Here is a 23,888-nt window from a genome sequence, read left to right as displayed (position 1 = left end):
CTAAGAAAATAAAAGCCGCAAGTGCGGCTTTTTTAAAAAAAGCCGATATTATTTAGTTCACCAATCTAAGCATCTCAATAAAAACTAAGTTAGTACTTACGACGCTCAAGATTAGTATCAGATATGATTTTTGCAGATATTTCTTCGACAGAATGGTTAGTCGAATTCAAATATGAAATTTTATGTTTTTTATACAACATTTCTACTTCACGCACTTCAATTCTACATTGCTTAAGTGACGCGTATTTTGAATTAGCCATTCGACGTTGGCGGATATCAGCTAATCTCACTGGATCAATTGTCAGACCAAACAGTTTTTGCTTATATGCAACTAAGCAAGCGGGTAGCTTACCAGTTTCAAGGTCTTCCTCTGTAATAGGGTAGTTTGCAGCTTTAATACCATATTGTAATGCTAAGTATAAACTCGTCGGTGTTTTACCACTGCGGCTAACTCCCACTAAAATAATATCCGCTTCTGCGTAATTATTTATATTTGCGCCATCATCATTAGTCAACGCATAGTTCACAGCATCAATTCTAAAATCATAACTTTTTTCATGCATTGAATGAGTACGGTGAATTTTTGGAACTGGTGCAACCTTTAACTCTTGTTCAATTTTATCACTAAATGTGGTTAAAAAATCGTACGTAATTGCTGAGGAAGAGCGAATTATCTCGCTCAAATTATGATTTACAAAAGTGAAAAATACGAGCGGCTTTTCACCTTCTCTTTGCGCAGTTGCATTAATTAACGCTTTTACTTCGTTTGCTTTTTCTTCAGTTTCAACAAAAGGAATAGTTTTATGATTAAATTCAACGGGAAATAATGACAAAGTAGCATGGCCAAAAACCTCAGAAGTAATCGCTGTACCGTCAGAAATATAAAATGCAGTTCTCATATTAACCTTTTTCTTACGTTTAATAGTTAAAATAGGCACCCCACGGTTTACGTAAGGTCTGTTGCCAGTGTAGAATGAAGGCGACCTTTTTAGAAGGTTTTCTTTCTTAACTCTCACAGTTATTACTACAATTTGTTTTTTGGAGAAAGATCCGTGCAAGAATACGTTCTCTGGTATCAAGAGCTTGGTATGCAAGATGTTCCTCGTGTTGGCGGCAAAAATGCCTCACTCGGTGAAATGATTTCAAACCTAGCAAACGCTGGTGTACAAGTCCCTGGTGGTTTTGCTACAACCGCCGACGCATTTAATGAGTTTCTTGAGCAATCAGGACTAAATGCAAAGATCCACGACATTTTAGACACACTGGACGTGGAAGATGTAAATACACTCGTAAAAGTCGGTGCTGATATTCGTCAGTGGATTATCGACACACCATTTCAACCTAATTTAGACAAAGCTATCCGCGAAGCATACAGCCAACTACACGGCGATGCAGCAGACGATGTTTCATTTGCAGTTCGTTCATCAGCTACAGCTGAAGACATGCCAGATGCATCATTCGCAGGCCAACAAGAAACCTTCCTCAATGTGCGTGGCATAGACTCTGTAATGGTCGCCATCAAACATGTATTCGCATCGCTTTTCAATGACCGTGCGATTTCATACCGTGTACACCAAGGTTATGATCATCGTGGCGTAGCGTTATCTGCGGGTATTCAACGTATGGTACGCTCTGATAAATCATCATCAGGCGTAATGTTCAGTATCGATACGGAATCAGGTTTCGAAGATGTTGTATTTATTACATCTAGTTATGGTCTAGGCGAAATGGTTGTACAGGGTGCAGTAAACCCTGATGAATTTTATGTTCATAAACCAACTCTTGCTAAAGGCAAACCATCCGTTGTGCGCCGTAACATCGGTTCAAAAGCGATTCAAATGATTTACTCTGCTGATCAAGCACATGGTAAACAAGTTGAAATCGTTGACGTAGATGCATCCCTTTCAAACCAATTTTCAATTACCGATGCTGAAGTTCAAGAGCTTGCAAAACAAGCCGTGATCATCGAAAAGCATTACGGCCGCGCGATGGATATCGAGTGGGCTAAAGACGGTAATGACGGCAAGCTTTACATCGTTCAAGCACGCCCTGAAACAGTACGTTCAAACGAAGACACGAATGTAATGGAACGCTTTCAACTAAATGGCAGCAGTAATGTTGTCGTTGAAGGACGTGCCATCGGTCATAAAATTGGCTCTGGTGTCGTGCGTGTTCTTGATTCAATTAAAGAAATGGACCAAGTACAAGTAGGTGACATCTTAGTTACTGACATGACAGACCCTGATTGGGAACCTATCATGAAACGCGCTGCAGCGATTGTAACTAATCGTGGTGGTCGTACATGCCATGCGGCAATCATCGCCCGTGAATTAGGTATTCCAGCAGTGGTTGGGTGTGGTAATGCCACAGACCTAATTAAAGCAGGCCAAGAAGTAACAGTATCATGTGCTGAAGGCGACACCGGCTTTATTTACGAAGGTATTTTAGACTTCGAAATTCTCACTTCACGTGTTGATAAAATGCCTGAACTACCAATGAAAATCATGATGAACGTCGGCAACCCTGATCGCGCATTTGATTTTGCACGCTTACCACACTCAGGTGTTGGTCTTGCCCGCGTTGAATTTATTATCAACCGCATGATTGGTGTTCATCCTAAAGCATTGCTTAATTTTGATGCACAAACCGATGCATTAAAAGCTGAAATCACCGACATGATTGCAGGTTATGAATCACCGGTTGAATTCTATATCTCTAAATTAGTTGAAGGTATTTCTACCTTAGGCTGTGCATTTGCACCAGAGCGCGTTATTGTTCGTATGTCTGATTTTAAATCAAACGAATATGCTAACTTAGTTGGCGGACAACAATACGAGCCAGAAGAAGAAAACCCAATGATTGGTTTCCGCGGCGCAGCACGCTATATCTCGGAAGATTTCCGTGATTGTTTTGCACTTGAGTGTGAAGCAATAAAACGTGTGCGTAACGACATGGATATGGCCAACATTGAAATCATGATCCCATTCGTACGCACCCTTGAAGAAGGTAAACGCGTTATCGAATTACTTGAAGAGCATGGCCTTAAACGTGGCGAAAATGGCTTAAAAGTAATCATGATGTGTGAACTTCCATCAAATGCACTGCTTGCAGATGAGTTCTTAGAACACTTTGATGGCTTTTCAATTGGTTCAAACGATTTAACCCAGCTAACGCTTGGCTTAGATCGTGATTCTGGTTTAATTGCACATTTATTTGATGAACGTGACCCTGCAATCAAAAAACTACTTTCAATGGCAATTAAAACGGCTAAAGCAAAAGGAAAGTATGTAGGTATTTGCGGTCAAGGTCCTTCTGATCATGAAGACTTTGCAGCTTGGTTAGTAGAGCAGGGCATTGATTCTGTTTCACTAAACCCAGATACAGTACTTGAAACGTGGTTATACCTTGCTAAAAAATTAGCAAAGTAACTCGTTTAGCATAATAAAAAATGCCAGCAATATTGCTGGCATTTTTTTATCAAAACGTTAATAGCTTTTATCGCGCTAATTTTTTATCTAAAAAAGCACATGATTTAGTGAGTGCTTTTTGACAGAGTGCCAAGTAATGGCGTGCTTTTGGATAATAAAACGAAAAACACATAAGCCCAACAATAAAAAAGATTAAAGATGGCCCAGGTACTACAGCAAAAAATAACCCAAGCAATATAAATAAACTGCCAACTAAAAGTAAAATACATTTTTTCATTTAAATTCCCTCGCAACTAAGCTTCTAATATCGAGTATAAGTAATCACAGCAATTTTACGATCAAAAGAGTGTTACAAACTGTAAAATCTTCAATTTCTATTGCTCTTGAGCATGATATAATCGAACAAATGCCTTAATTTATCACCGTCATGATAGCAACTATTAGCCAACAAGATGCCGCGACCAATTTAGTCGCAAGTTACCTAAAAACTATAACAAAACAAGGGTTTACTGGCGACACTGATGCAAGCTATGCCACCCGTATAACTGCATCAACCGATAACAGTATTTACCAACAGTTACCGCAAGGTGTTATTTTTCCTAAAACTGAAAAAGACATCCAAATTGCTTTGCAAACGGCTGCTCAAGACCCATATCTATCACTCACTTTTGGCCCTCGCGGCGGTGGAACAGGTACTAATGGTCAATCGTTAACTCCTGGCATCGTGGTTGATTTATCGCGTTATATGCGTGAAATCCTCGAAATTAACCCAGAAGAAGGCTGGGTTAGAGTGCAAACAGGTGTAATAAAAGATCAACTTAATGACTTTTTACGCCCTTATGGATTTTTCTTCGCACCCGATTTATCAACCAGTAACCGAGCAACAATTGGCGGAATGGTTAATACTGATGCTTCAGGGCAAGGTTCACTCGTTTATGGTAAAACCAGCGATCATGTTTTAGGACTTACAACCTATTTAGTTGACGGCACACAAATGTCTACCAATCCAATAGACATTAATAAAGCTAAATTAATTGCAGAGCAAGACACCACAATAGGTAAATTATACGCAACGGTACTCGATATTTGCTTGTCTGAGCGTGACGCTATTTTAGCCAAATTCCCTCGCTTAAATCGATTTTTAACCGGGTATGACTTAGAGCATGTGCTAAGTGATGACTTACAAACATTTGATATGAGCCGATTAATAACAGGCTCAGAAGGTTCACTTGGTATTGTTACAGAAGCTAAATTAAACATCACCCCAATTGCTGAATTTAAAACCTTAATAAATATTAAATACGATAGTTTTGATTCTGCACTTCGCCACTCACCATTTTTAGTAGATGCACGTGCAACGTCTGTTGAAACAGTCGACAGTAAAGTATTGAACCTTGCACGCCAAGATATAATCTGGCATTCAGTATCGGACTTAATAACCGATGTTGAAAATAAAGATATGCAAGGACTCAACATGGTTGAGTTTAATGCAGTATCAGCCGATGACATAAAAGACAAAGTTGAATCATTATGTGCTTTACTTGATGACTGTGCAGCGCAGCAAAAAAATGGTGTCATCGGGTATCAACTAACGAGTAATAAGGCTGATATTTTAAAAATTTACGCCATGCGTAAAAAATCAGTTGGTTTACTCGGTAATGTTAAAGGCTCACAAAAACCACTCGCATTTGCCGAAGATACCGCAGTTCCTCCAGAAAACCTCGCCGATTTTATCGTTGAATTTAGAGCGTTACTTGATAGTCATAATTTACAATACGGAATGTTTGGTCATGTTGATGCTGGGGTTTTACATGTACGACCCGCACTTGATATGTGCGACCCAGAACAAGAAAAATTACTTCGCGTGATCTCCGATCAGGTTGTAAAACTCACAGCCAAGTATGGCGGTTTAATGTGGGGAGAGCATGGTAAAGGTTATAGAAGTGAATACGGCCCTGAATTTTTTGGCGAGCATTTATTTACACAATTACGCCGTATAAAATCAGCTTTCGATCCAAACAATCGTATAAACCCAGGTAAAATATGCACCCCGATTGATAGTAAGGACTCACTTGTAAGCGTTGATGATCAGAAGCGTGCATGGTTCGATAGACAAATTTCGGTTGATGTTAAAACCAGCTTTAACAACGCAATGACCTGTAACGGTAATGGTATTTGCTTTAATTATGATGAAAACTCCCCAATGTGCCCATCATATAAAGTAACGGGTGATCGTCGTAATTCACCGAAAGGCCGCGCAAGTTTAATGCGCGAATGGCTGCGTTTACAAGAAGCAAAAAATATAGATTTAATTGAAGTTGAAAAAGAGCTCAATAAAGGTGAAGTCATCACCTGGTGGGAACGTTACCAACATAGTCGAGATAAAAGCAAAGGCGAGTACGATTTTTCTCATGAAGTTAAAGCCTCAATGGATGAATGTTTAGCGTGTAAAGCATGTACTACCGCCTGCCCAATTAAAGTAGATGTGCCCACTTTTAGATCACGCTTTTTAAATTATTATCACAGTTATTATGCTCGCCCTTTAAAAGATTATTTAGTTGGTAATATCGAAGCAAGCGCACCATTAATGGCAAAATTTTCAAACGTGATAAACCCAATAGTAAAAACTAAATTAGTTAGCTCGCTAATAAAAAAATCTGTTGGCTATGTTGATACACCCATATTAAGTTCACCACGTTTAGAAAAACGAATAAACAAAACACACAAATTTAATTTTGCACAATTATCAGCACTCAATCCAGAACAACAAAATGAGTATGTGTTCATTGTTCAAGATCCATTTACCAGTTTCTATGAAGCAGAACTTGTCGAAAGTTTTATAAAAATAATTACAGCATTAGGGAAAAAACCAATCCTGTTACCATTTAAACCTAATGGTAAACCACAGCATGTTAAAGGTTTTTTACATGAATTTAAAATTACAGCAAAAAATGCAGCCGCATTTTTAAATTCATTATCAGAAATAAACGCACCATTAGTTGGCTTAGATGCATCACTAGTTATGTGCTACCGCGATGAGTATAATTCGATTCTCGGTGATGAGCGCGGGGATTTTGAAGTTCAACTTGCTCATGAATGGTTAGCGACACAATCTTTTAAACCATTAGCTGATAAAATAAAAAACACTGAAGATAGAACTTTTACATTATTAAGCCATTGCACTGAAACAACTGCGTTACCAAAAGCAGCGAATGTATGGCAAACAATTTTTTCTGATTTAGGTTTAACTCTTAATACAACAGCCACCGGTTGTTGTGGGATGGCCGGTACTTATGGTCACGAAGCACAAAATCAAAATAACTCTCGCGCACTTTATGAAATGAGTTGGCAAGGTGTAGTAAATAAAAATAAACCTGAGCAACTATTAGCAACTGGCTTTTCTTGTCGCAGTCAAGTAAAACGCTATGAGAAATTTAAACCCAAGCATCCAATAGAACTTATCGCAGAACAATTTATTAGCACTCGTAGTATTAAATAAATAGTGATTTTATTTAATACTTGAATTCAAGAATGAATAAAAAATGCCACATTATTTTTTTAATAATAATGCGGCATTTTATTTTTATATATAAGTTATTTTAAATAACTATCAGCAATTGGCTTTGTACTCATGCCATGAATAAAAACGCTAAACAAAATAGTCGTCATAGAAATAGTGGCTATAATAAATTTATTTTCTATATCGCTATCGATCACCATCAAAGTAAATACTATAGATGCTAACCCTCTAGGCCCAAACCAGGCAAAAGTAAAACGCTCTTTTACTTTCAAGTGCGTAAATTGTAATGACAACATAACAGGAATAATTCTGATCAGTGTTGTACTTAACAAGGCGAATCCTACAATAGCCCATGACAATTCTGGTAAAACTAAATAACTACACACAAAACCAAATAAGCACCAGATCAGCAAACCACTAAAATCTGCAATGTGTTCACTGTCTTCAACCAGTTTGAGACGTAATGACGACTCTGTAAATCTATCAAAAATTAATCCTGCAACAAACACTGCAATAAAACCACTGCTATGTAAACTTTGCGCAAGAGAAAATACAGCCACAGCAATCCCAACAACTAAAAATGGGCTCGTATTATTTGAAAAATAATGGCGTTGCATCGAAAATTTAATTAATGGAATCACTATAGCCATTGCCGTAACAGCAACAAAAATTGCGACTCCAAGCTCACGAGCAAAAACCAGTGCAGTATCATAAAGCGAAAATGCAGAGGCGGGCTCTTTGGCTAACAACATAAGTATTAAAAATACTGGCACACATAAACCATCGTTTAATCCACTTTCAGTATTAATACCTTCACGAACTTTTTCAGGTACTGCACTGCTATTTAATAAGCCTTTACTAAGCGCGGCGTCTGTTGGCGTTAAAATAACAGCGACTAATGCTGCTTGGATAAGTGTTAATTGAGTAAACATTAAACTTGCAATAACAATTCCGATTATTAAAGTAAGTGGCAATGCTACAAAAAGTAACAGGCTAGGGTATTGAAAACTATGTTTTAAAACCGACAGTTTTGTTTTCGCTGCATCAGTAAATAAAAAGATACTCAAAGTCAGCTCAATCAAAGGTAACAAACGCTCAAGGTCACTTAATAAGAATACAGTTTTACCAGGGATTAAAATTGCAAGCATAGCTCCAATAATGACAAAAAACATTGGCCCAGTAATTTCTGCACGTTCGAGCTGGCGGATAGATAATGAGTAAATTAAAAATGCTAAACCTACAGCTGTTAATACACCATATTCCATTTAGATTTTCCTTTTAAGTCCTGATTTTGCGCGCTCTTTTATATTTGTTTGAATATAAATTTGGTCGGTCGTCGCAATTTTTGCATGGCCTAAATCTTCAGACAAATGTTTTAAAGGTCGTGTTTGTGCATCATGTGTTGCACCGGTATGCCTGAGCCAATGTGCAGTTGCGGATTCAAGTTGCTCTGCATCATCAGTAAAACCATCATCAAGCAGTGATTTTTTTGCTAAATCAAAACTTTGCTGAACTAAACGACGAATTTGACGAACCGTCATACCACCTTGACCACGAATTTTATGCACTAAAGGATCTGCTTCATCAACACGGGGCAGGGCCGTTAACCCGCGATATAATCTATAACGTTTTAAGTAAGTTAAAAAATCTTCACTCAGGGTTACATCGCGTAATTTATTGCCTTTACCCATAATTCTTAAAAACCAAAAGCCATCATTGTCTTGCCAAAAATGTGACATTACCGGTGACCATTGTGGTCGTTCAGATAACTCTGATATTCGTAAATAAAGCCCTTTTAAACAAGCTAAAGTAAATAAATTACGTTCTAGCTCGGGGTTTTGTTCGCATTTATCACGAGTTACACCAAATACATATTCCCACTGAATATCGCTTAACGTATCAGGAATTTTAATTTGTGATTGCACAACCAAGTATGGACTATTCTTTTTAACAACAGGAACAAAATTCGCAAACGTTTTTTCTTCTAAAATCGAAAATTTATAAAATACATTAAGCGCGGTAAACATTGCAGATAAAGTTTGTTGACTGGCTATCGACTCTTTAAGAATAAAAGGGCGCCAGTTTTCATTTAAACGCCTAAGTCCTTGTTCATTTTTATAACGTGATTGCACAGATGTTGATGCCCAGTTTTTATCTGGCTCAACCATAAAATCAACGTATGCTTCAATATCTTCGCGTTTTAATTCAAATACTGATTTTTCAGCAACTAACCACGCCCATAAATAAAAGCGTTCTAGTTCATTACGAAAACGATTAAAAGTCGCTTCTGATTTTCGACCATAAACATATAAAAACTGATACAGAAATACTAACTCATGCTTTGATTCAGCGACAGTCAAGCCAACTTGCTGTATAAAGGAGGCAAGTTCTGGGTATTCAGATCGCAATGTATCATCTTCAAGATGAGCAATTTGATATCGTAATTGTTTTAATGTATCGACCAATGCAACAAGCATATTATAGTTATTTCTAATAAAATAAAGTACTTACAGTTTAACTTTAAAGTCCGATACTGTCTAGTATTGGACATTATAAAGCTATAATTTTGTTGTTCGTCGTTTAAGGTAAGCATATGAAAAAGTTTATGGTTTTAAGTTTAATCGTCTTCACGTTTGCATTGTCTGGTTGTGCTACAACGGGCAGTGCTTCTCCTGCTGAAAAGCGTGATCTTGTGCAAAATATGAGAGCTGATACGCTAACAAAATTATACAAAGAAAAGCCCGATGTTAAAGAGCAAATTAAAAAGGCGGCTGGTTATGCTGTTTTCGATAATGCCAATGTTAACGTTGTATTAGCCAGTTTTGGTGGTGGTTATGGGGTTGTTAAAAATAACCTAACGGGTAAATCTACTTATATGAATATGGGTGAAGCTGGTTTAGGCCTAGGTTTAGGTGTAAAAGATTTTAATGTTGTGATGGTTTTTCATAATCAAGCTGCATTAAATCGTTTTGTTGAACATGGTTGGGCCTTCGGTGGTAATGCCGATGCAGCCGCTAAATACCAAGATAAAGGCGGTGCTATTGTTGCCGAAGCAATCGCCGATCAAGTAACTGTTTATTCATTGACCGAAAGCGGCCTTGCATTACAAGCTGTATTAAAAGGGACTAAATTTTGGGTAGATTCTGAGCTAAATTAAGTATTCAAACCCTCTAAAAGTGGGCTAGTTCGTGTAATTACGCCCACTTTAATTCAACCAACCTAATTTAACATAACGTAATTTATGGGTTGTATTGTTAAAGCCGTAAGCCGTAAGCCGTAAGCCGTAAGCCGTAAGCCGTAAGCCGTAAGCCGTAAGAAAAATTAACTCACATTCTTAAAGTGTCAATTAATTTAGATTCAAATTTTCTTATTGCTAGGCTAATATCAAATGCGTCAGCTAAACCAAACTCCAATAATTTATCTCCTCCGACTCCCCCATCTGAAAATTGTATAGTTTCCTATCATGACCCTATAATTACTACTCCTTGGGGTAAAGTTAAACCGTCTGGTGAAAAATTAGTCCATCGATATAAATCGCTAAGCAAGAAACCCTGAATCTATAAATACTTAAAGAGAAAAGTAAAACACAAGATGGATATTTATCTGACCTACAAAGCCAACTTTTAGATATAATTGGTGAGATATCAATCAGGTTAACTCTAAATGAAGGATTTATAATGATGGAAAGCAAGAGAATACAAATACTTATGTTTTTTGGTGAAATTGATATATTTCGTTCTATTATTTTTTGGTTCATTGTGTTTTTACTATTTGTAATACATTTATTACTTACGATATGTATGTCAAATATAGATTATATTGGTTCACTTGGAGCTGTTCTTACTGTATTTGGGTTACTAGCATCATTTACACATTCTTTATACCCTAGTCTTAAAGAGGAACTTAAAGATCCATATCAAACATTTAATGATGGCTTATTCCAATTGACATATCACACTGATACTTCATTTGTAATAGATAGTAATTTTCGATCCTTAGTTAATCCTCAAGAAGCAGAGACCAACAACAAAAAATATACTGATATGGTAAAGCGTAAATATAAAGGTTTATTAAATACTTATTTACTAACAATAATTGGTACGTTTATTTGGGCTTATGCGGGATATTTTGAATTTGTTCTTTTAAGTTTTACGAACTGATTTACTAAATTTAAAAGCTAAACTTTAACGACTGATAATGAACTTAACTATTTAATAAAAAGGGCTTTTCGCCCTTTTTTTATATTACTTACCATAACTTATGGGCTTCAATGTACCTATAAAATCATCCATAACCCTGTTATTATTTCCACACTTACCTCTACTCTATTTAATGGACTAAATATGAATTTCAATGATTTTAAACTATACCTTATCATAGTCGTTGCTGGTGCGACTCTTTGGTTTGCTAAAGAAGCCTACGAATACAATAAACTACAAAATTTCTTAAGTAATATTAAAGAACATCAAAAAGCTACTAAAGAGCCAAATGCTCTAACATTTGAACAGCAACTTGAGCTTGCTATGGAACGTCAGAAAAAATTACAGATTGAGTCCAATAAACATAAAGCTGATAAATATATGCAAGAATTACATTCTAAATATACTAAAGAAGGATATGAGGAAAAGCTTGCTGTCTGTAATTACTTCACCGATCTATATCTAAATAATCGTACAAAAGAAAATGAAATAAAATACGTTAAGGCTTGTGACCCTATGTATCACTAAAGTCAAACTGTCACATCTGAAAACTACCTTAACCACTTAATAAAAAAGGGCTTTTCGCCCTTTCTTTAATATTACGTACCGTAAGCTGTACGTAAAAAACACTCACATTCTTAAATTGTCTTTACTTCAAACTTACCTATTGTTAGATTTTTATCAAATGCGTCGGCTAGTTTTTCGGTTTCGCTAAATACGGTATTCCAATATTTTATTCGGGTGTCGGTATCGAGTTTTGTAAAGTCTGTTCTGTCTGGGATTTTTCCGTAAGGTAAGCTGGCGATGAATTTTTTAGATGGGGTGATCATTACCACGTTGTCGTAATTTTCAGTCGCAACTTTGCGTTTTAAATTTTTATCGAACCACCCTGCCTTGGGGTCTGAATTAAAATGTGGGTATAAAATCAAACCTGGGTTGTTAATTTTTAAATCAAAATGGTAATCAATAATTCCGCCGTCGCGGTACATGCCAGGTGGTGAGCCGGCAATATTTTTTATACCTTGCATAACTAATGGGATTGAACCAGATGCTAATAAAGCATCTTTTAAATTTTCGCTCGTTAAATCTAATTGAGTAGTTTTAATTTTATAACTGTCTTCAATTGAAAAATCACTATTAGGTGCTTGATAAATAAAGCGCTCGTATTGCTTTGTTAAAAATCGGCGATCAACCCGATTATACAAATAGCTTTTTGTTAAGCCTAATAACTGTAATGCTTTATGATCGCTGCCTACAAAGCCATTTGATTTAGCGACAATAAAGTGTGCTTTAAAAATAGGATTATTAATAATTTCGGCAACACCTGTTTGGCCAAAAACATCGTCTAATAACTGTTTTGCTTTTTCGGTTATTTCCGCTGATGTTGGTTTAGCGGTTGAGTAGCGTGTTTGGGAATACGATTTTGCTAAACGCTCAATCGCTGTAACAGGATCCTTTTGTGCAAAACACGCAGCGCGAAATGCACCGGCTGATGAGCCAACTAAGTTTAATTGCGTCGTTCTATTTTTAAAAAACTCACCAAAAATATACTTATCTAAACCAAATAAAGTAAACCATTTAGGCCCACCGGATGCACCTAAAAAGGTGTTAAAAAGCGGTGCTTTAAAGCCTTGTTCGGCAATTATTTTTGCAGCAGTTTTACCTGCATATATCTCTATCATGGTAATACTTAATTATTTTAGCGCGATCACACTGAATATTTATTCAATTAAATATTCAGCATAAGCGAGCTATTTAATGCCAAATACCCTTTTCGGTCTTACCTTGAATAATGACATTTTTTGCATTAAATTTAGGTTCAATACCTTGGGCTCTTTGCTTATTATAATCATCTGTTACATTTAAAATAGTCGGGGTGAGTAATATAATGGCAATAACGTTAACCACGGTCATCAAACCCAGCGCAATATCGGCTAAATCCCACACCTCTTTTAATGTTGCAGACGCGCCCCACATCATCATTGATAAATATAATAGTGTATAAATGCCGCGCCCTATTTTGTTATCAAGCTTAAATAAGTGCAGGTTGCTTTCTGCATAGGCGTAGTTGGCCACTACAGAAGTAAACGCAAATAAAGTAATGGCTGCAGCCACAAAATATACGCCACCCTGTGCTAAATGTGCGGTCATAGCTGCTTGCGTTAAACGAATACCTTCCATCTCGCCGCTAATATCCACATTAGCAAGTAAGATGATCACCGCGGTGCAGCTACACAGTACAATAGTATCGAAGAATACACCCAGCATTTGAATATATCCTTGAGTTACAGGGTGGTTAGGTGTTGGTGAGGCGCTAGCTGATGCATGCGGCACACTGCCCGCGCCTGCTTCGTTTGAATATAAACCGCGTTGTATACCATTTTTTATTGCAGCTCCCATTGCCCCCGCACCGGCTTCTTGCAGGCCAAACGCAGATAGGAATATATCCTTTAACATAGCAGGTACTTGGCTAAAGTTGAGTAGTGTAATAATGACCGCAGCCAGCACAAATATAATCCCCATCACGGGCACTACTCGTTCAGCAAAGCGTGCAATGGCTTTGAAACCACCTAATATAATAGAGCCTGCGAGGATGGTTATAACAATACCAGAGTAGAATGTTGGAATTTCAAATGCGAAATTAAGTGCATCGGTTATGGTATTGGTTTGCATAGCGCTAAAGGTAAAGCCGTAACCTAAAAATAAGCACAATGCGAATGCAATAGCGAGACTGCGGCTATTTAAACCTTGTTTAATATAATAAGCAGGGCCGCCTCTAAATTCACCTTGGCTATCGCGTACTTTATATACTTGACCAAGCACGCTTTCAGCAAAGCCTGTGGCCATCCCTAATATAGCAATGACCCACATCCAAAATATTGCGCCACTGCCACCCAGTGATATAGCAACCGCTACACCGGCTAAATTCCCCGTGCCAACACGGGCACTTAAGCCTGTGCAAAGCGCTTGAAAAGAGCTTATATCGTCTTTATTACATTTACTGCTGCCTTTAAGCAGGCTAAACATATGTTTAAATTTTAGAATTTGCACAGCTTTTAGTCGCACTGAAAACCAAATACCGGTAAACAGCAGGATATAAATAAGGACTTGCCCTTCACCCCATAAAAGATTATTGATGCTGCCTACAACTGTGTTAAACATGTTTATCCCTTCTTGAATTCAAGTATTAAACCTAGCACCTTTGTGAATAATAAATCACTAAATACGTATTTTTATTTAACATGCACTTTATCGTGATTTGTTAAATAATCAAGAAGCTATTAACGTTAAAGGGAATTTTTTATTTTTACTAGAAGAAATTACCTACAATAAACAAAGTAACCATCACTTAGCGCTTGAACTCAGCAGCATTTGAGTAAGTACTTATGTCTGGCTGAATATTTCACTATAAATAATGGTTTCTCTATATTGATGAAAAGACACAGCTAGACTTTAGAAAGAAAAAAATAATAAACATAAAAATCATGTATTTAAGTTTTAGTAATTAATTTACTGTCACCCCCTGCTTGGCTTTTTAGCTAACTTTACATTATACTGTATAAACATACAGTATAATGTGTTTTTATCTATGCATGTCATTCCTATATATATCGAAGCGGGCGTATGCGGGTTTGAATCGCCAGCCGCCCAATATAAAGAACTTGGTTTATCTTTGGATCAATTATTAATTAAACATCCCGATGCGACATTTATCGGTGTGGCTTCTGGGGAGTCAATGCAAGGCGTTGGCATTTTTGATGGTGACTTATTGCTTGTGGATCGCGCTGAAGAAGCCAAAAATGGGGACGTTATTGTGGCTAATTTAAATGGCTTATTTGTATGTAAGCTATTAGACAAAACTAATGCCCGCTTACTCTCAGCCTCAGCTTTATATTCACCTGTGCAACTAAGTGATGCCGATGAATTTCAATTAGAAGGGGTTGTCACTCGCTCTATTCGATTACATCGTCCAAGTCCTGAGTTACACCAATGTACGCCTTAGTGGATGCTGTAGCATTTTATGCCAGTGCAGAAAAAGTATTTGATCCCGCAATTCGTTCAAAACCGGTGGTAGTTCTTACTAATAACGATGGCTGCGTGTGCGCTATTTGCCCTATAGCACGGCGTTTAAATATTCCTAAATTCCAACCTTATTTTAAAGTTAAGCATTTATTGGCTAAGCATAAAGTGGTCGTTCGTTCATCTAACTATGAGTTATACGCAGATTTAAGCGATAGAATGATGAATGTGATCAGTCGTTTTTGTGATAAACAATATATATATTCAATTGATGAGTCATTTTTACATTTTACCGGTTTTACTCCTTTAATTAATGATTGGCATCAGTACGGACACTTGATCCGCCGTACAGTATGGCGTGAAACTAAATTACCTGTGGGGGTCGGCTTTGGCTCAACGCCCACCTTAGCCAAAGCAGCAAATCATGCTGCTAAAAAACTTAAGGGTTTTAACGGGGTTGCTGTCATTGATAGCGAACAAGCGCGACTGCGTATTTTAGCTGCGATGGATGTCGCTGATATATGGGGAGTGGGCAAACGTTTAGCCAAAAAGTTAAAGCAACTTCATATTAACAGTGCACTTGATTTGGCAAAACAAGATCCACTGCAAATGAAACGCTTATTTAATGTGGTACTGGCTCGTACTGTGGATGAACTAAACGGCCGAACCTGTTTAGAGTGGGATGAAGTACGCCAAGATAAACGTGAGATTTTTTCGACTCGTAGCTTTGGTGAACGTTTAACAGATCCAACGGTATTAAAAACAGCCTTGATAAACCATTGTACTATTGTTGCTCGAAAATTGCGTCTGCAACGCTCTTTAACTAAACGCTTATTATTATTTGTGGCAAGCTCCCCACATGAACTAAACGCTTATAAAAAATCATTAGTGTATGAGCTGCCCACATCTAGCGCTGATAGCTGTGTATTTGCCAATGCAATTAGCGAGGTTTTTGCACAATTATACCAACAAAATGTTCGCTTTTATAAGTGTGGCGTGGGAGCATTAGAGCTTAGTTCACAGCAATTTCAGCAATCAGATCTTTTTACGCCGAATAAAAATAACATTAAACTAATGAAATGTTTGGATTCTGTAAATGCGCGTTATGGCAGCAATACGCTTGCTCTGGCAAGTCAGCAACAAAGCCAAGCGTGGCATATGAAACGTGAATTTTTATCTCCACAATACACCACTCGCTGGCTACATTTGCCAAAAATAAGCTGTAACTTATAAAAGGTTATAACAAGGAAAAATTATGATATGTAGTTGTTCTATACAAGTAATTTTTAACGTAGTTAGTGAGTTACTTAATTTGCTAGAATGATCACGTTTTTAATAAAATTGGTATTATGGCTGGCGCTCAAACTCACAGCGTACATTGGTATTTTCAACACTGTATTGAATACGCGTAGGCGAGATGAAATGCAGCATTTGGCTCGTATCTAAATTATCAGCCTGATTTTCACAACGAGTATGGCGCAGCGATAGCGTAACTCTTTGCGTTGTGTATTTGTATTTAGTCGTCACTAAACAAAAGTTTGCCGTTTTATTCGTTTGCGTTCCATGATGCAAGGCGGTAAAAACAATCCCTTCACCTAGTTTAAACCCTAGGCTTGGCGCGCTTTTATCAAACCATGATAATTGCCCATCAGTGCACACACTCGCGCTGCCTGAAACTAACTTATACGTACCTACTTTAGTGTTTAACAAACTAATAAACTGACTTTTATTGCTTGGTAGTTCAGTTTTAGCACTGATTGTAGTGCTAAAAAAAACAAACACGAAACACAGTAATATTTTACGATAGCCCATTAAATACCTGACTTAGAGTGGTTTGTATTTACAGCATAACATGCAATGTCTATTAAAATTAAACAAACCTATAATGAATCGTTGTTTACTTTTTATAGTTAAAATTATTGCCAATATTTAGCAAATAATTGCGGATACGCGAGTTTTAAAAACTTAGCTTTGTCTTTAAAGCGTTTACCTTTAGGCTGTTCTTGCCCTGATGGAGCAAAAGGTAGTTCATCTTCATTGCGCTCTTCGTACAATAAGCCTGCAATAAGATCATACTCATCTAAATAGGGATAGGGTTGCTCATTTAAATGGTATACAGGCGTGCAATCGGCCAATGAATCTGCATTATCGAGGGCTGCGTTAAAAGCAGCTTCGCCACGAGATATTAACCAACAGCGAAACTCTGAAAAGCCATACTCATCGTTACAGCCTGCCATTACAAACGCTGCGCCAAATAACTCCCACGTAAAGCTTTGTCGCATACAGAGACTAAATTGCTTATCGAATTCAATTAACTGATCGTCGTCTAAATCTGTAAGTAAGTTTTTTAAGCGCTCGCTCACTGACTCTGGCTCAGCGGTTTTATCTTCTACGGTAACCAATTGCCAAAATTCAGCTTGGGTAAGTACACTCATGACAATATCTCTTTCACTCGCCCTACTTGTCCATCCTCTAAACGAACTTTAATACCATGAGGATGGTTAGGTGATTTAGTGAGTAGGCGCTCAACAACACCTTGGGTCAATGTGCCGCTACGCTGATCTTCTTTTAAAACGATATTAACTTCGCTGCCAGGGGTAATTTGTGAACGAGTAGGAACAGTCATTATTGATCTCTATTACTATTTTGTAGAATTATAGCCTTATGTGATCGCAATACCAAATTAAACAAGCGTGATTTGAATAGTTTGCTGCTCATTAGCTGCTAAAATTGAGCACATATGTGTTTTGAGCTCGCACGCTTTACCCACTAATTGAAAATCAAAACCTTGACCATTGCCATCCAATATACAACTTAAGTAATTGTCACCAATTGTTATTTTGCTAATACGGGGGATATCAAGCCGAGATAGTTTATTTACCATACTTTGTTTAATGATTAACTCATTGCCTTCACGTGTAATAGCCGCTGTAACCATATTTTTTTCTAAAAACTGCTGACTATAACGTCGTGAAAACGCCCAGAACGCTATGGCCACTACAAAGCCATTGCTTAGCACATGATTTGCACCTACGGGTTGTTGAAGCTGATAAAGCCCAAATATAAAAAATAAACCTGCTAATATGAGCAGCCCACGCTGCTTTTGTTTATTCGTTAAATTAGAAAACATCATAATCCTAAATATTGTCAGCGCTAAATATAAATTTTTTGACTGTTAAATCAATGCTTGCAAGTTTTTTACTTATTATATTTTTAACTAATTGAGTATCTTGATTTTTCGTTGCTTGCTCAAGCGCAAATTGATCTTTAAAGTAACAGCTTAATTTAAGTGATGTAGTTGGTTTACTTAAATCTATCTCATGAGTTAGCCAACTAAATTCACTTAGTTCATCTTTAATTTCTTCACAAGCTCGCGTTAAATTGACACGCAGTACTTTATCGAATTGCTTTTGTGTTTTAGTCATTTTTAGTCGCTTGCTGCTCTGCTCGTTGCTTTTTAAACTCATCGTAGCCATCTTCTTGGCGCTTTATGCACTCATGATACTCTTTATCAGCCATATAATTACATTCACCTAACCGTGCAGATTGAATTTCATGGTAACGTGAATTTGAGCTACATGCGGTTAAAAAAATCACTAGCATCGCACTTATAGCGAGCTTTAGCATATTGAAAAGCATTAAAAATTCCTTACATTTAAAACCGGAAAAGTAATTCATCCATGACTATTTTGCTGTATATTGCACTCGTTTTTATTTATAACCGTTAAGGGCTAATTATGATGTTGTCGCAGTTACACGAGCTGTTCCAGCGTATCGATAAAAGTAAAATATTTCAATCATTTGTTATTGTAGTTATTATAATTTCTGCATTAACAGTAGGCGCACATACTTACTCACTACATCCAACGGTTGAGTTTTTTTTACATTGGATGGATATTGGCATCACCGTCTTTTTCTTGATTGAGTTGATCATTCGTTATATCGCGAGTAAAGGCATCAAAGACTTTTTTTCCAAAGGGTGGAACATCTTTGATTTAATAGTAGTCGTAGGCAGTTTATACCCTGCTGCAGGTTCAAGTGTATTTATAGCACGGTTGCTACGTATTTTTCGCGTTCTACGCCTGGTATCAATGGTTCCTGAACTGCGTTTATTAGTTAATTCACTGCTTAAAGCTATCCCACAAATGGGCTATATCGCCCTTCTAATGTTTGTTATTTTTTATATCTATGCAGCAACAGGAAGTATGTTATTTTCTGAAATAAACCCTGTTTTATGGGGGGATGTGTCTATTTCGATGCTTACTCTGTTCAGAGTGGCAACATTTGAAGATTGGACCGACGTCATGTATGAAACCATGGCCGTGTATAAGCTAAGCTGGATCTATTACCTTACATTTATATTTTTGACCGCTTTTGTGTTTTTGAACATGATGGTAGGCGCTATTTTAGAGGTAATGTCTGAGGAGCACCGCAATGCGCGTGAAGAGCAAACAAACATTAATGATATGCCAGCAACACAAGGGCAAATAAACGAATTAAAAACACAATTAAGTGAGTTAAAGACATTGCTTAGTGAAAGGAAAATGTAACTCTTCGTGTAATGACACTTCTTAAATGCAGTGTCATTACACTTTAAAACCATAAAATCATTTTAGAAACGTGCACAACCCTAAAGAGGAACTCAATTGCGAATCATTTCCAATTAGTTTATTATTGCGTTCCATTTTTATATTGCGCATTTTTAAGAATATGATCAAAACCAACCTTAGCATCCTAGCACTTATAATTTCAGCTCAAGTAACCGCCAACGATGAACCACAAGACTTAGAACGTATTTTAGTTACCGGTAGCCGTATCGCTGAAAGTATTGATGAAATTCCATCATCGGTAACAATTATTGGCCAAAAAGAACTTGCAGCACAACTTAAAGTAACCACTGATCTGCAAAGTATATTAGCAATGTATGTACCCGGCATTGCCTCAAGCAGTGGAACATCAAGTAACTTTGCACAAACATTACGTGGCCGTGCAGCACTTGTTATGATTGACGGTGTCCCGCAATCAACACCACTTAGAAATGGATCTTTAGGTATGCGTTCATTAGACCCTCATGTCATTGAACGAATTGAAGTTATTCAAGGTGCGACCTCTATTTATGGTAATGGTGCTGCGGGGGGTATCATTAACTACATCACTAAAAAGCCTGCAACAAACAGTAAGTTTAGTTTAAACACAACCGCATCGACACAATTTAGTGCGGTAAAGCTTGATGACTCTGCTGGTTTAAAAGTAACGACAACCGCATCAGGTGAAATTGATGACTTTAGCTATATTGTCAGCTTAGGTATTGAAAATAATGGCGTATTAAGAGACGCTGAAGGTGATGCACTCGGTACACAATATGGATTATCTGAAGCAAAGTCGCGTAATTTCTTCACAAAACTAAGTTATGACTTTGATGCCGATAAATCACTGCAAATGACCTACAACTATTTTGAATCGCAACAAGATTCTGCATGGGTTGATGTTATTGGTGATATCAATAAAGGTGAAAAAACCTACGCAATAAAAGACGCTGCAAGCACGCCATTTAATGCAGCGCCACAAGGGCCACGTGGTAATCATAATTTACAGATAAAATACACTGATGCAGAGATTTTTAGTAATACCGCATTCAATTTAGATGTGTATAAACAATCTATCGAAAATGTATTTTTTTACTCAACGGTATTAGCAAACCCTGATTTAAACCTAGCAGGTGGACAGTCGTTAATTAAGTCAGAAAAACAGGGATTACGCTCAGTATTTAATACGTTAGCTGATTGGGATAATGTTGAAGCGACCTTTATTTACGGCGTTGATATCCTCAATGATACTACTTCTCAACCAATGGTTGATGGTCGACTTTGGGTACCAGAAATGGACATGGTTAATGTTGCTGGTTTCTTACAAAGCAAGTGGGTTATTCAAGATGACTTTATTGTCAAAGCTGGGCTTCGCTATGAAAATATGGATATTGAAGTAAATGATTACAATACATTAAAGCTATGTAGAAGCGCTGATCAATGCTCTGTTCCCAAAGCTGTAAAAGGCGGAACCATTGAGTTTACCGCAACAACGTTTAATGTTGGTTTTCGTTATAATGCAAACCAAGCGTTTACACCTTACGTAAGCTATTCGCAAGGTGCTAACATTCCTGATTTAGGTGCTTTATTACGCTCAGCAACAGTACAAGACATTGCACTTATCCAAACTGAAGCGGCGATAATAGATAACTATGAAGTCGGTTTTGTCAGCGAGTTCGAACAATTTAGATTTGAGTTATCCGCTTATAAAAGTTTTTCAGATTTAGGGTCACGCAGCGTGCAGGATCCAAAAACAGGGATTTATATAACACAACGCGCACCACAAAAAATTTGGGGCTATGAAGGGGTACTTAACTACACGTTCAATGACCAATGGGATTTAGCTGCAACGTATGGTTACGTTGAAGGCAAGCACAGCAATACAGGCAATTATTTAGGAGCACGTGAAGTATCTGCGCCTAAAGGCACACTTGCATTAAATTGGCAGCCAACCACGCAGGCAAAAATGTCAGTTCATTATATTCATGTTAGCGACCGAGATCGTTTTGAAAAAAATGATAAAGGCGTTTACACCGGCGATGAGGGGCCTGTAAATGGCTATGGCATTGTTAACTTAAGCGGCAGTTACGATTTTGATCAATGGTCGGTGTTTGCAGGTGTTGAAAACTTACTTAATAAAGATTACTTCCCTGCCCGTTCACAAGCTTTAACGTTTAGAGCGTTTAACGTCAAAGGGATCGGGACTACCGTAAACTTAGGTGTTAACTACCGTTTTTAAATAAACTAAATTGGCAATAAAAAAGGGCGGAAATATCCGCCCTTTTAATATTAATAGATATTTAATGTCTACGCGTTATTACCTTCAACTATAATACGTAGCATACGACGAAGCGGCTCTGCAGCGCCCCATAATAACTGGTCGCCCACTGTAAACGCGCTTATATATTCAGGACCCATCGTTAGTTTGCGAATACGCCCAATTGGAATGCTAAGCGTGCCTGTCACTTTAACCGGTGTTAAATCAGTTGCTGTAATATCGCGTTCATTTGGGATCACTTTAACCCATTCATTATGTGATGCTAAAATCTGTTCAATTTTCTCTACACTGATATCTTCACGCAGCTTAATAGTCATCGCTTGAGAATGGCAACGCATCGCACTGATCCTCACACATAAACCATCAACGGGAACTGGTTGCTTAGATGAACCTAAAATTTTGTTCGCTTCAACCTGCGCTTTCCACTCTTCTTTGGATTGACCACTTGGCATAGGCACATCAATCCATGGAATTAAGCTGCCAGCAAGGGGGACTCCAAATTGCTCTTGCGGTAAATCGCTTGCGGCAATTTGCTCTGTCACTAGTTTATCTATTTCTAAAATAGCGGCTTGTGGATCAGCTAACTTATCAGCAACAGACGCATGAATAGAGCCCATTTGTGCTATTAGCTCTTTCATATTACGAGCACCTGCACCGGATGCTGCTTGATAAGTCATTGGGCTTACCCATTCAATCAAGTCTTGTTCAAACAAGCCGCCTAGCGCTAATAGCATCAACGATACGGTGCAGTTGCCACCAACAAAGGTTTTAACCCCCTGTTCTAACCCTTGCTCTATGACATCTTTGTTTACTGGATCAAGAACAATAATACTGTCGTCACTCATGCGAAGTGCGGACGCCGCGTCAATCCAATAACCATCCCAACCGGTAGCACGTAATTGAGGATATACCGCTTTGGTATAATCTCCCCCCTGGCAGGTTATAATAATATCCATTTGGGCAAGGGCATCTACATCCGTTGCATCAAGTAGTGGTTTTGCATTGCCAGCGAGATCAGGACCTAATTGGCCTGTTTGCGAGGTGGTAAAAAAAGTGGTGTCGATCAGTGCAAAATCATTTTCTTGTTGCATACGCTCTAATAAAACAGAGCCAACCATGCCGCGCCAACCAACCAAGCCTACTTTTTTCATTGTTTGTTCCAGTGTTTGAGTCATAAGAGATACCTAATTCATTAAAAATTAAAATTCATTGCGTGAGATTTAATTTTTAGAACCGATAATCTAGCACTGTGATCAAAGCAAAACCAGCGTTACTCATAGAACATAAAATTTTTTCATATTCAATGTCGTTGTTACACCATTGTGTAACTTAATCTAAACACGCCCTAGCTTCATACAAATGAAATACATAAAAACTATGATTATTGAGCACTTTGGAATTGGATGTATTGTGTATCAATTTATTAAAAAAGGACCTATCACATGAAAGCACTCTATCTAGGTAGTATAATTGCAAGCTTGTTCTCTTTGAGCGCATTTGCACAAACAAATGACAACATCGAAGAATCACTTACTTCCTTTGCAAGCTCAACTACGAGCATTGAACAAAAACTAGGGGCAACTCGCCGCTCATCTAGCGTTATTTATAACAACCCAACAGTGAGAGTTAATAATAGTTATAGAAATATGTTTGTAGGCTCTCTTACTGGCAATCAGTTTTGTAAAGAGCGAGGCCATAAGCAAGAAGTAACAGGCAGTACAATAAAGTGTGGCGAAGATGAATCGGCCTATGCGAACTATGATTGGTATGATAGTGAGTGGGTATTAAAAAGCACGGGTAGCAAAAATCAGTGTTATCCGTTATACGCTAGCATTAAGTGCGGTAACTAAAAGCAAT

At 37.6% G+C, this 23,888-nt stretch carries 23 protein-coding genes; 10 read left to right on the top strand and 13 right to left on the bottom strand.

The features are described from left to right. Nucleotides 1-89: 89 nt before the first annotated feature. Complete coding sequence (locus HH219_RS17805) at nucleotides 90-899, bottom strand: pyruvate, water dikinase regulatory protein (protein ID WP_054203903.1); 810 nt, start codon at nucleotides 897-899, stop codon at nucleotides 90-92. Nucleotides 900-1,052: 153 nt separating this feature from the next. Between HH219_RS17805 and ppsA the strand changes: the two genes are divergently transcribed. Continuing rightward, nucleotides 1,053-3,428 carry a phosphoenolpyruvate synthase gene (gene ppsA, locus HH219_RS17800; RefSeq protein WP_054203902.1) on the top strand — a complete coding sequence of 792 codons (2,376 nt, stop codon included), beginning with the start codon at nucleotides 1,053-1,055 and terminating at the stop codon, nucleotides 3,426-3,428. Nucleotides 3,429-3,495: 67 nt separating this feature from the next. Here ppsA and HH219_RS17795 read toward each other — a convergent pair whose 3' ends face one another. Beyond that, nucleotides 3,496-3,705, bottom strand: coding sequence for a PGPGW domain-containing protein (locus HH219_RS17795; RefSeq protein WP_054203901.1), 210 nt, complete (start codon nucleotides 3,703-3,705; stop codon nucleotides 3,496-3,498). 150 nt (nucleotides 3,706-3,855) lie between these two features. Between HH219_RS17795 and HH219_RS17790 the strand changes: the two genes are divergently transcribed. Then, a complete protein-coding gene (locus tag HH219_RS17790) occupies nucleotides 3,856-6,927 on the top strand; it encodes an FAD-binding and (Fe-S)-binding domain-containing protein (protein WP_169328214.1) in 3,072 nt (1,023 codons plus the stop codon). A 95-nt stretch (nucleotides 6,928-7,022) separates the two neighbouring features. Here the strand turns inward: HH219_RS17790 and HH219_RS17785 are convergent, their stop codons facing one another. Beyond that, complete coding sequence (locus HH219_RS17785) at nucleotides 7,023-8,213, bottom strand: cation:proton antiporter (RefSeq protein WP_169328213.1); 1,191 nt, start codon at nucleotides 8,211-8,213, stop codon at nucleotides 7,023-7,025. Further along, a complete protein-coding gene (locus tag HH219_RS17780; RefSeq protein ID WP_169328212.1) occupies nucleotides 8,214-9,425 on the bottom strand; it encodes a tyrosine-type recombinase/integrase in 1,212 nt (403 codons plus the stop codon). A 116-nt stretch (nucleotides 9,426-9,541) separates the two neighbouring features. On the opposite strand from HH219_RS17780, the gene HH219_RS17775 reads away from it, so the two are divergent. From HH219_RS17775 to HH219_RS17765, 3 genes are all read left to right on the top strand, one after another. Then, complete coding sequence (locus HH219_RS17775) at nucleotides 9,542-10,105, top strand: YSC84-related protein (protein WP_169328211.1); 564 nt, start codon at nucleotides 9,542-9,544, stop codon at nucleotides 10,103-10,105. A gap of 520 nt (nucleotides 10,106-10,625) precedes the next feature. Next, on the top strand, nucleotides 10,626-11,108 hold the full coding sequence (locus HH219_RS17770) for a hypothetical protein (RefSeq protein ID WP_169328210.1): 483 nt from the start codon (nucleotides 10,626-10,628) through the stop codon (nucleotides 11,106-11,108). Between the two features lie 183 nt (nucleotides 11,109-11,291). Then, nucleotides 11,292-11,675: a hypothetical protein gene (locus HH219_RS17765; RefSeq protein WP_169328209.1), complete on the top strand. Its 384-nt coding sequence runs from the start codon at nucleotides 11,292-11,294 to the stop codon at nucleotides 11,673-11,675. 110 nt (nucleotides 11,676-11,785) lie between these two features. Here the strand turns inward: HH219_RS17765 and HH219_RS17760 are convergent, their stop codons facing one another. Next, nucleotides 11,786-12,829: a patatin-like phospholipase family protein gene (locus tag HH219_RS17760; protein WP_169328208.1), complete on the bottom strand. Its 1,044-nt coding sequence runs from the start codon at nucleotides 12,827-12,829 to the stop codon at nucleotides 11,786-11,788. A 73-nt stretch (nucleotides 12,830-12,902) separates the two neighbouring features. Then, the gene (locus tag HH219_RS17755) at nucleotides 12,903-14,309 is read right to left on the bottom strand and encodes an alanine/glycine:cation symporter family protein (protein WP_054203694.1); all 1,407 of its coding nucleotides are present in this window, start codon (nucleotides 14,307-14,309) and stop codon (nucleotides 12,903-12,905) included. Between the two features lie 427 nt (nucleotides 14,310-14,736). On the opposite strand from HH219_RS17755, the gene umuD reads away from it, so the two are divergent. Together umuD and HH219_RS17745 are read left to right on the top strand one after the other, a co-directional pair. After that, entirely contained in the window at nucleotides 14,737-15,150 is a 414-nt protein-coding gene (gene umuD / locus HH219_RS17750; RefSeq protein ID WP_054203695.1) for a translesion error-prone DNA polymerase V autoproteolytic subunit, read from the top strand. Further along, complete coding sequence (locus HH219_RS17745) at nucleotides 15,138-16,400, top strand: Y-family DNA polymerase (protein WP_169328207.1); 1,263 nt, start codon at nucleotides 15,138-15,140, stop codon at nucleotides 16,398-16,400. The genes umuD and HH219_RS17745 overlap by 13 nt, the downstream gene beginning before the upstream one ends. Before the next feature lie 114 nt (nucleotides 16,401-16,514). Here the strand turns inward: HH219_RS17745 and HH219_RS17740 are convergent, their stop codons facing one another. From HH219_RS17740 to HH219_RS17715, 6 genes are all read right to left on the bottom strand, one after another. Next, on the bottom strand, nucleotides 16,515-16,979 hold the full coding sequence (locus tag HH219_RS17740) for a hypothetical protein (protein WP_054203697.1): 465 nt from the start codon (nucleotides 16,977-16,979) through the stop codon (nucleotides 16,515-16,517). A gap of 104 nt (nucleotides 16,980-17,083) precedes the next feature. Next, nucleotides 17,084-17,602, bottom strand: a complete 519-nt coding sequence (locus tag HH219_RS17735) for a DUF4240 domain-containing protein (protein ID WP_169328206.1) — start codon at nucleotides 17,600-17,602, stop codon at nucleotides 17,084-17,086. After that, nucleotides 17,599-17,793: a YwbE family protein gene (locus HH219_RS17730; protein WP_054203699.1), complete on the bottom strand. Its 195-nt coding sequence runs from the start codon at nucleotides 17,791-17,793 to the stop codon at nucleotides 17,599-17,601. Before HH219_RS17730 ends, HH219_RS17735 begins: the two co-directional genes overlap by 4 nt. A 57-nt stretch (nucleotides 17,794-17,850) precedes the next feature. Continuing rightward, nucleotides 17,851-18,300 (bottom strand): hypothetical protein, encoded by a 450-nt coding sequence (locus HH219_RS17725; protein WP_169328205.1) that lies wholly within the window; start codon nucleotides 18,298-18,300, stop codon nucleotides 17,851-17,853. Between the two features lie 4 nt (nucleotides 18,301-18,304). Next, complete coding sequence (locus HH219_RS17720) at nucleotides 18,305-18,592, bottom strand: hypothetical protein (protein WP_169328204.1); 288 nt, start codon at nucleotides 18,590-18,592, stop codon at nucleotides 18,305-18,307. After that, nucleotides 18,585-18,806 (bottom strand): hypothetical protein, encoded by a 222-nt coding sequence (locus tag HH219_RS17715; protein ID WP_169328203.1) that lies wholly within the window; start codon nucleotides 18,804-18,806, stop codon nucleotides 18,585-18,587. Before HH219_RS17715 ends, HH219_RS17720 begins: the two co-directional genes overlap by 8 nt. A gap of 101 nt (nucleotides 18,807-18,907) precedes the next feature. Here HH219_RS17715 and HH219_RS17710 point away from each other — a divergent pair, with 101 nt between their 5' ends. Further along, nucleotides 18,908-19,717 (top strand): ion transporter, encoded by an 810-nt coding sequence (locus HH219_RS17710; RefSeq protein WP_170172978.1) that lies wholly within the window; start codon nucleotides 18,908-18,910, stop codon nucleotides 19,715-19,717. A gap of 160 nt (nucleotides 19,718-19,877) precedes the next feature. Further along, entirely contained in the window at nucleotides 19,878-21,992 is a 2,115-nt protein-coding gene (locus tag HH219_RS17705) for a TonB-dependent receptor (RefSeq protein ID WP_169328202.1), read from the top strand. A 68-nt stretch (nucleotides 21,993-22,060) separates the two neighbouring features. On the opposite strand, the gene asd is transcribed toward HH219_RS17705, so the two are convergent. Beyond that, complete coding sequence (gene asd, locus HH219_RS17700; protein WP_169328201.1) at nucleotides 22,061-23,206, bottom strand: aspartate-semialdehyde dehydrogenase; 1,146 nt, start codon at nucleotides 23,204-23,206, stop codon at nucleotides 22,061-22,063. Between the two features lie 267 nt (nucleotides 23,207-23,473). Here asd and HH219_RS17695 point away from each other — a divergent pair, with 267 nt between their 5' ends. Then, nucleotides 23,474-23,881: a hypothetical protein gene (locus tag HH219_RS17695; protein ID WP_169328200.1), complete on the top strand. Its 408-nt coding sequence runs from the start codon at nucleotides 23,474-23,476 to the stop codon at nucleotides 23,879-23,881. The last annotated feature ends 7 nt before the right edge of the window (nucleotides 23,882-23,888 follow it).

Origin of the sequence: Pseudoalteromonas sp. NEC-BIFX-2020_015, from assembly GCF_012952265.1 — a bacterium.
Taxonomy (GTDB): Bacteria; Pseudomonadota; Gammaproteobacteria; order Enterobacterales; family Alteromonadaceae; genus Pseudoalteromonas; species Pseudoalteromonas neustonica.
Note: the sequence above shows the minus strand (reverse complement) of the source record. Positions and strands in the feature narration are given on the sequence as shown.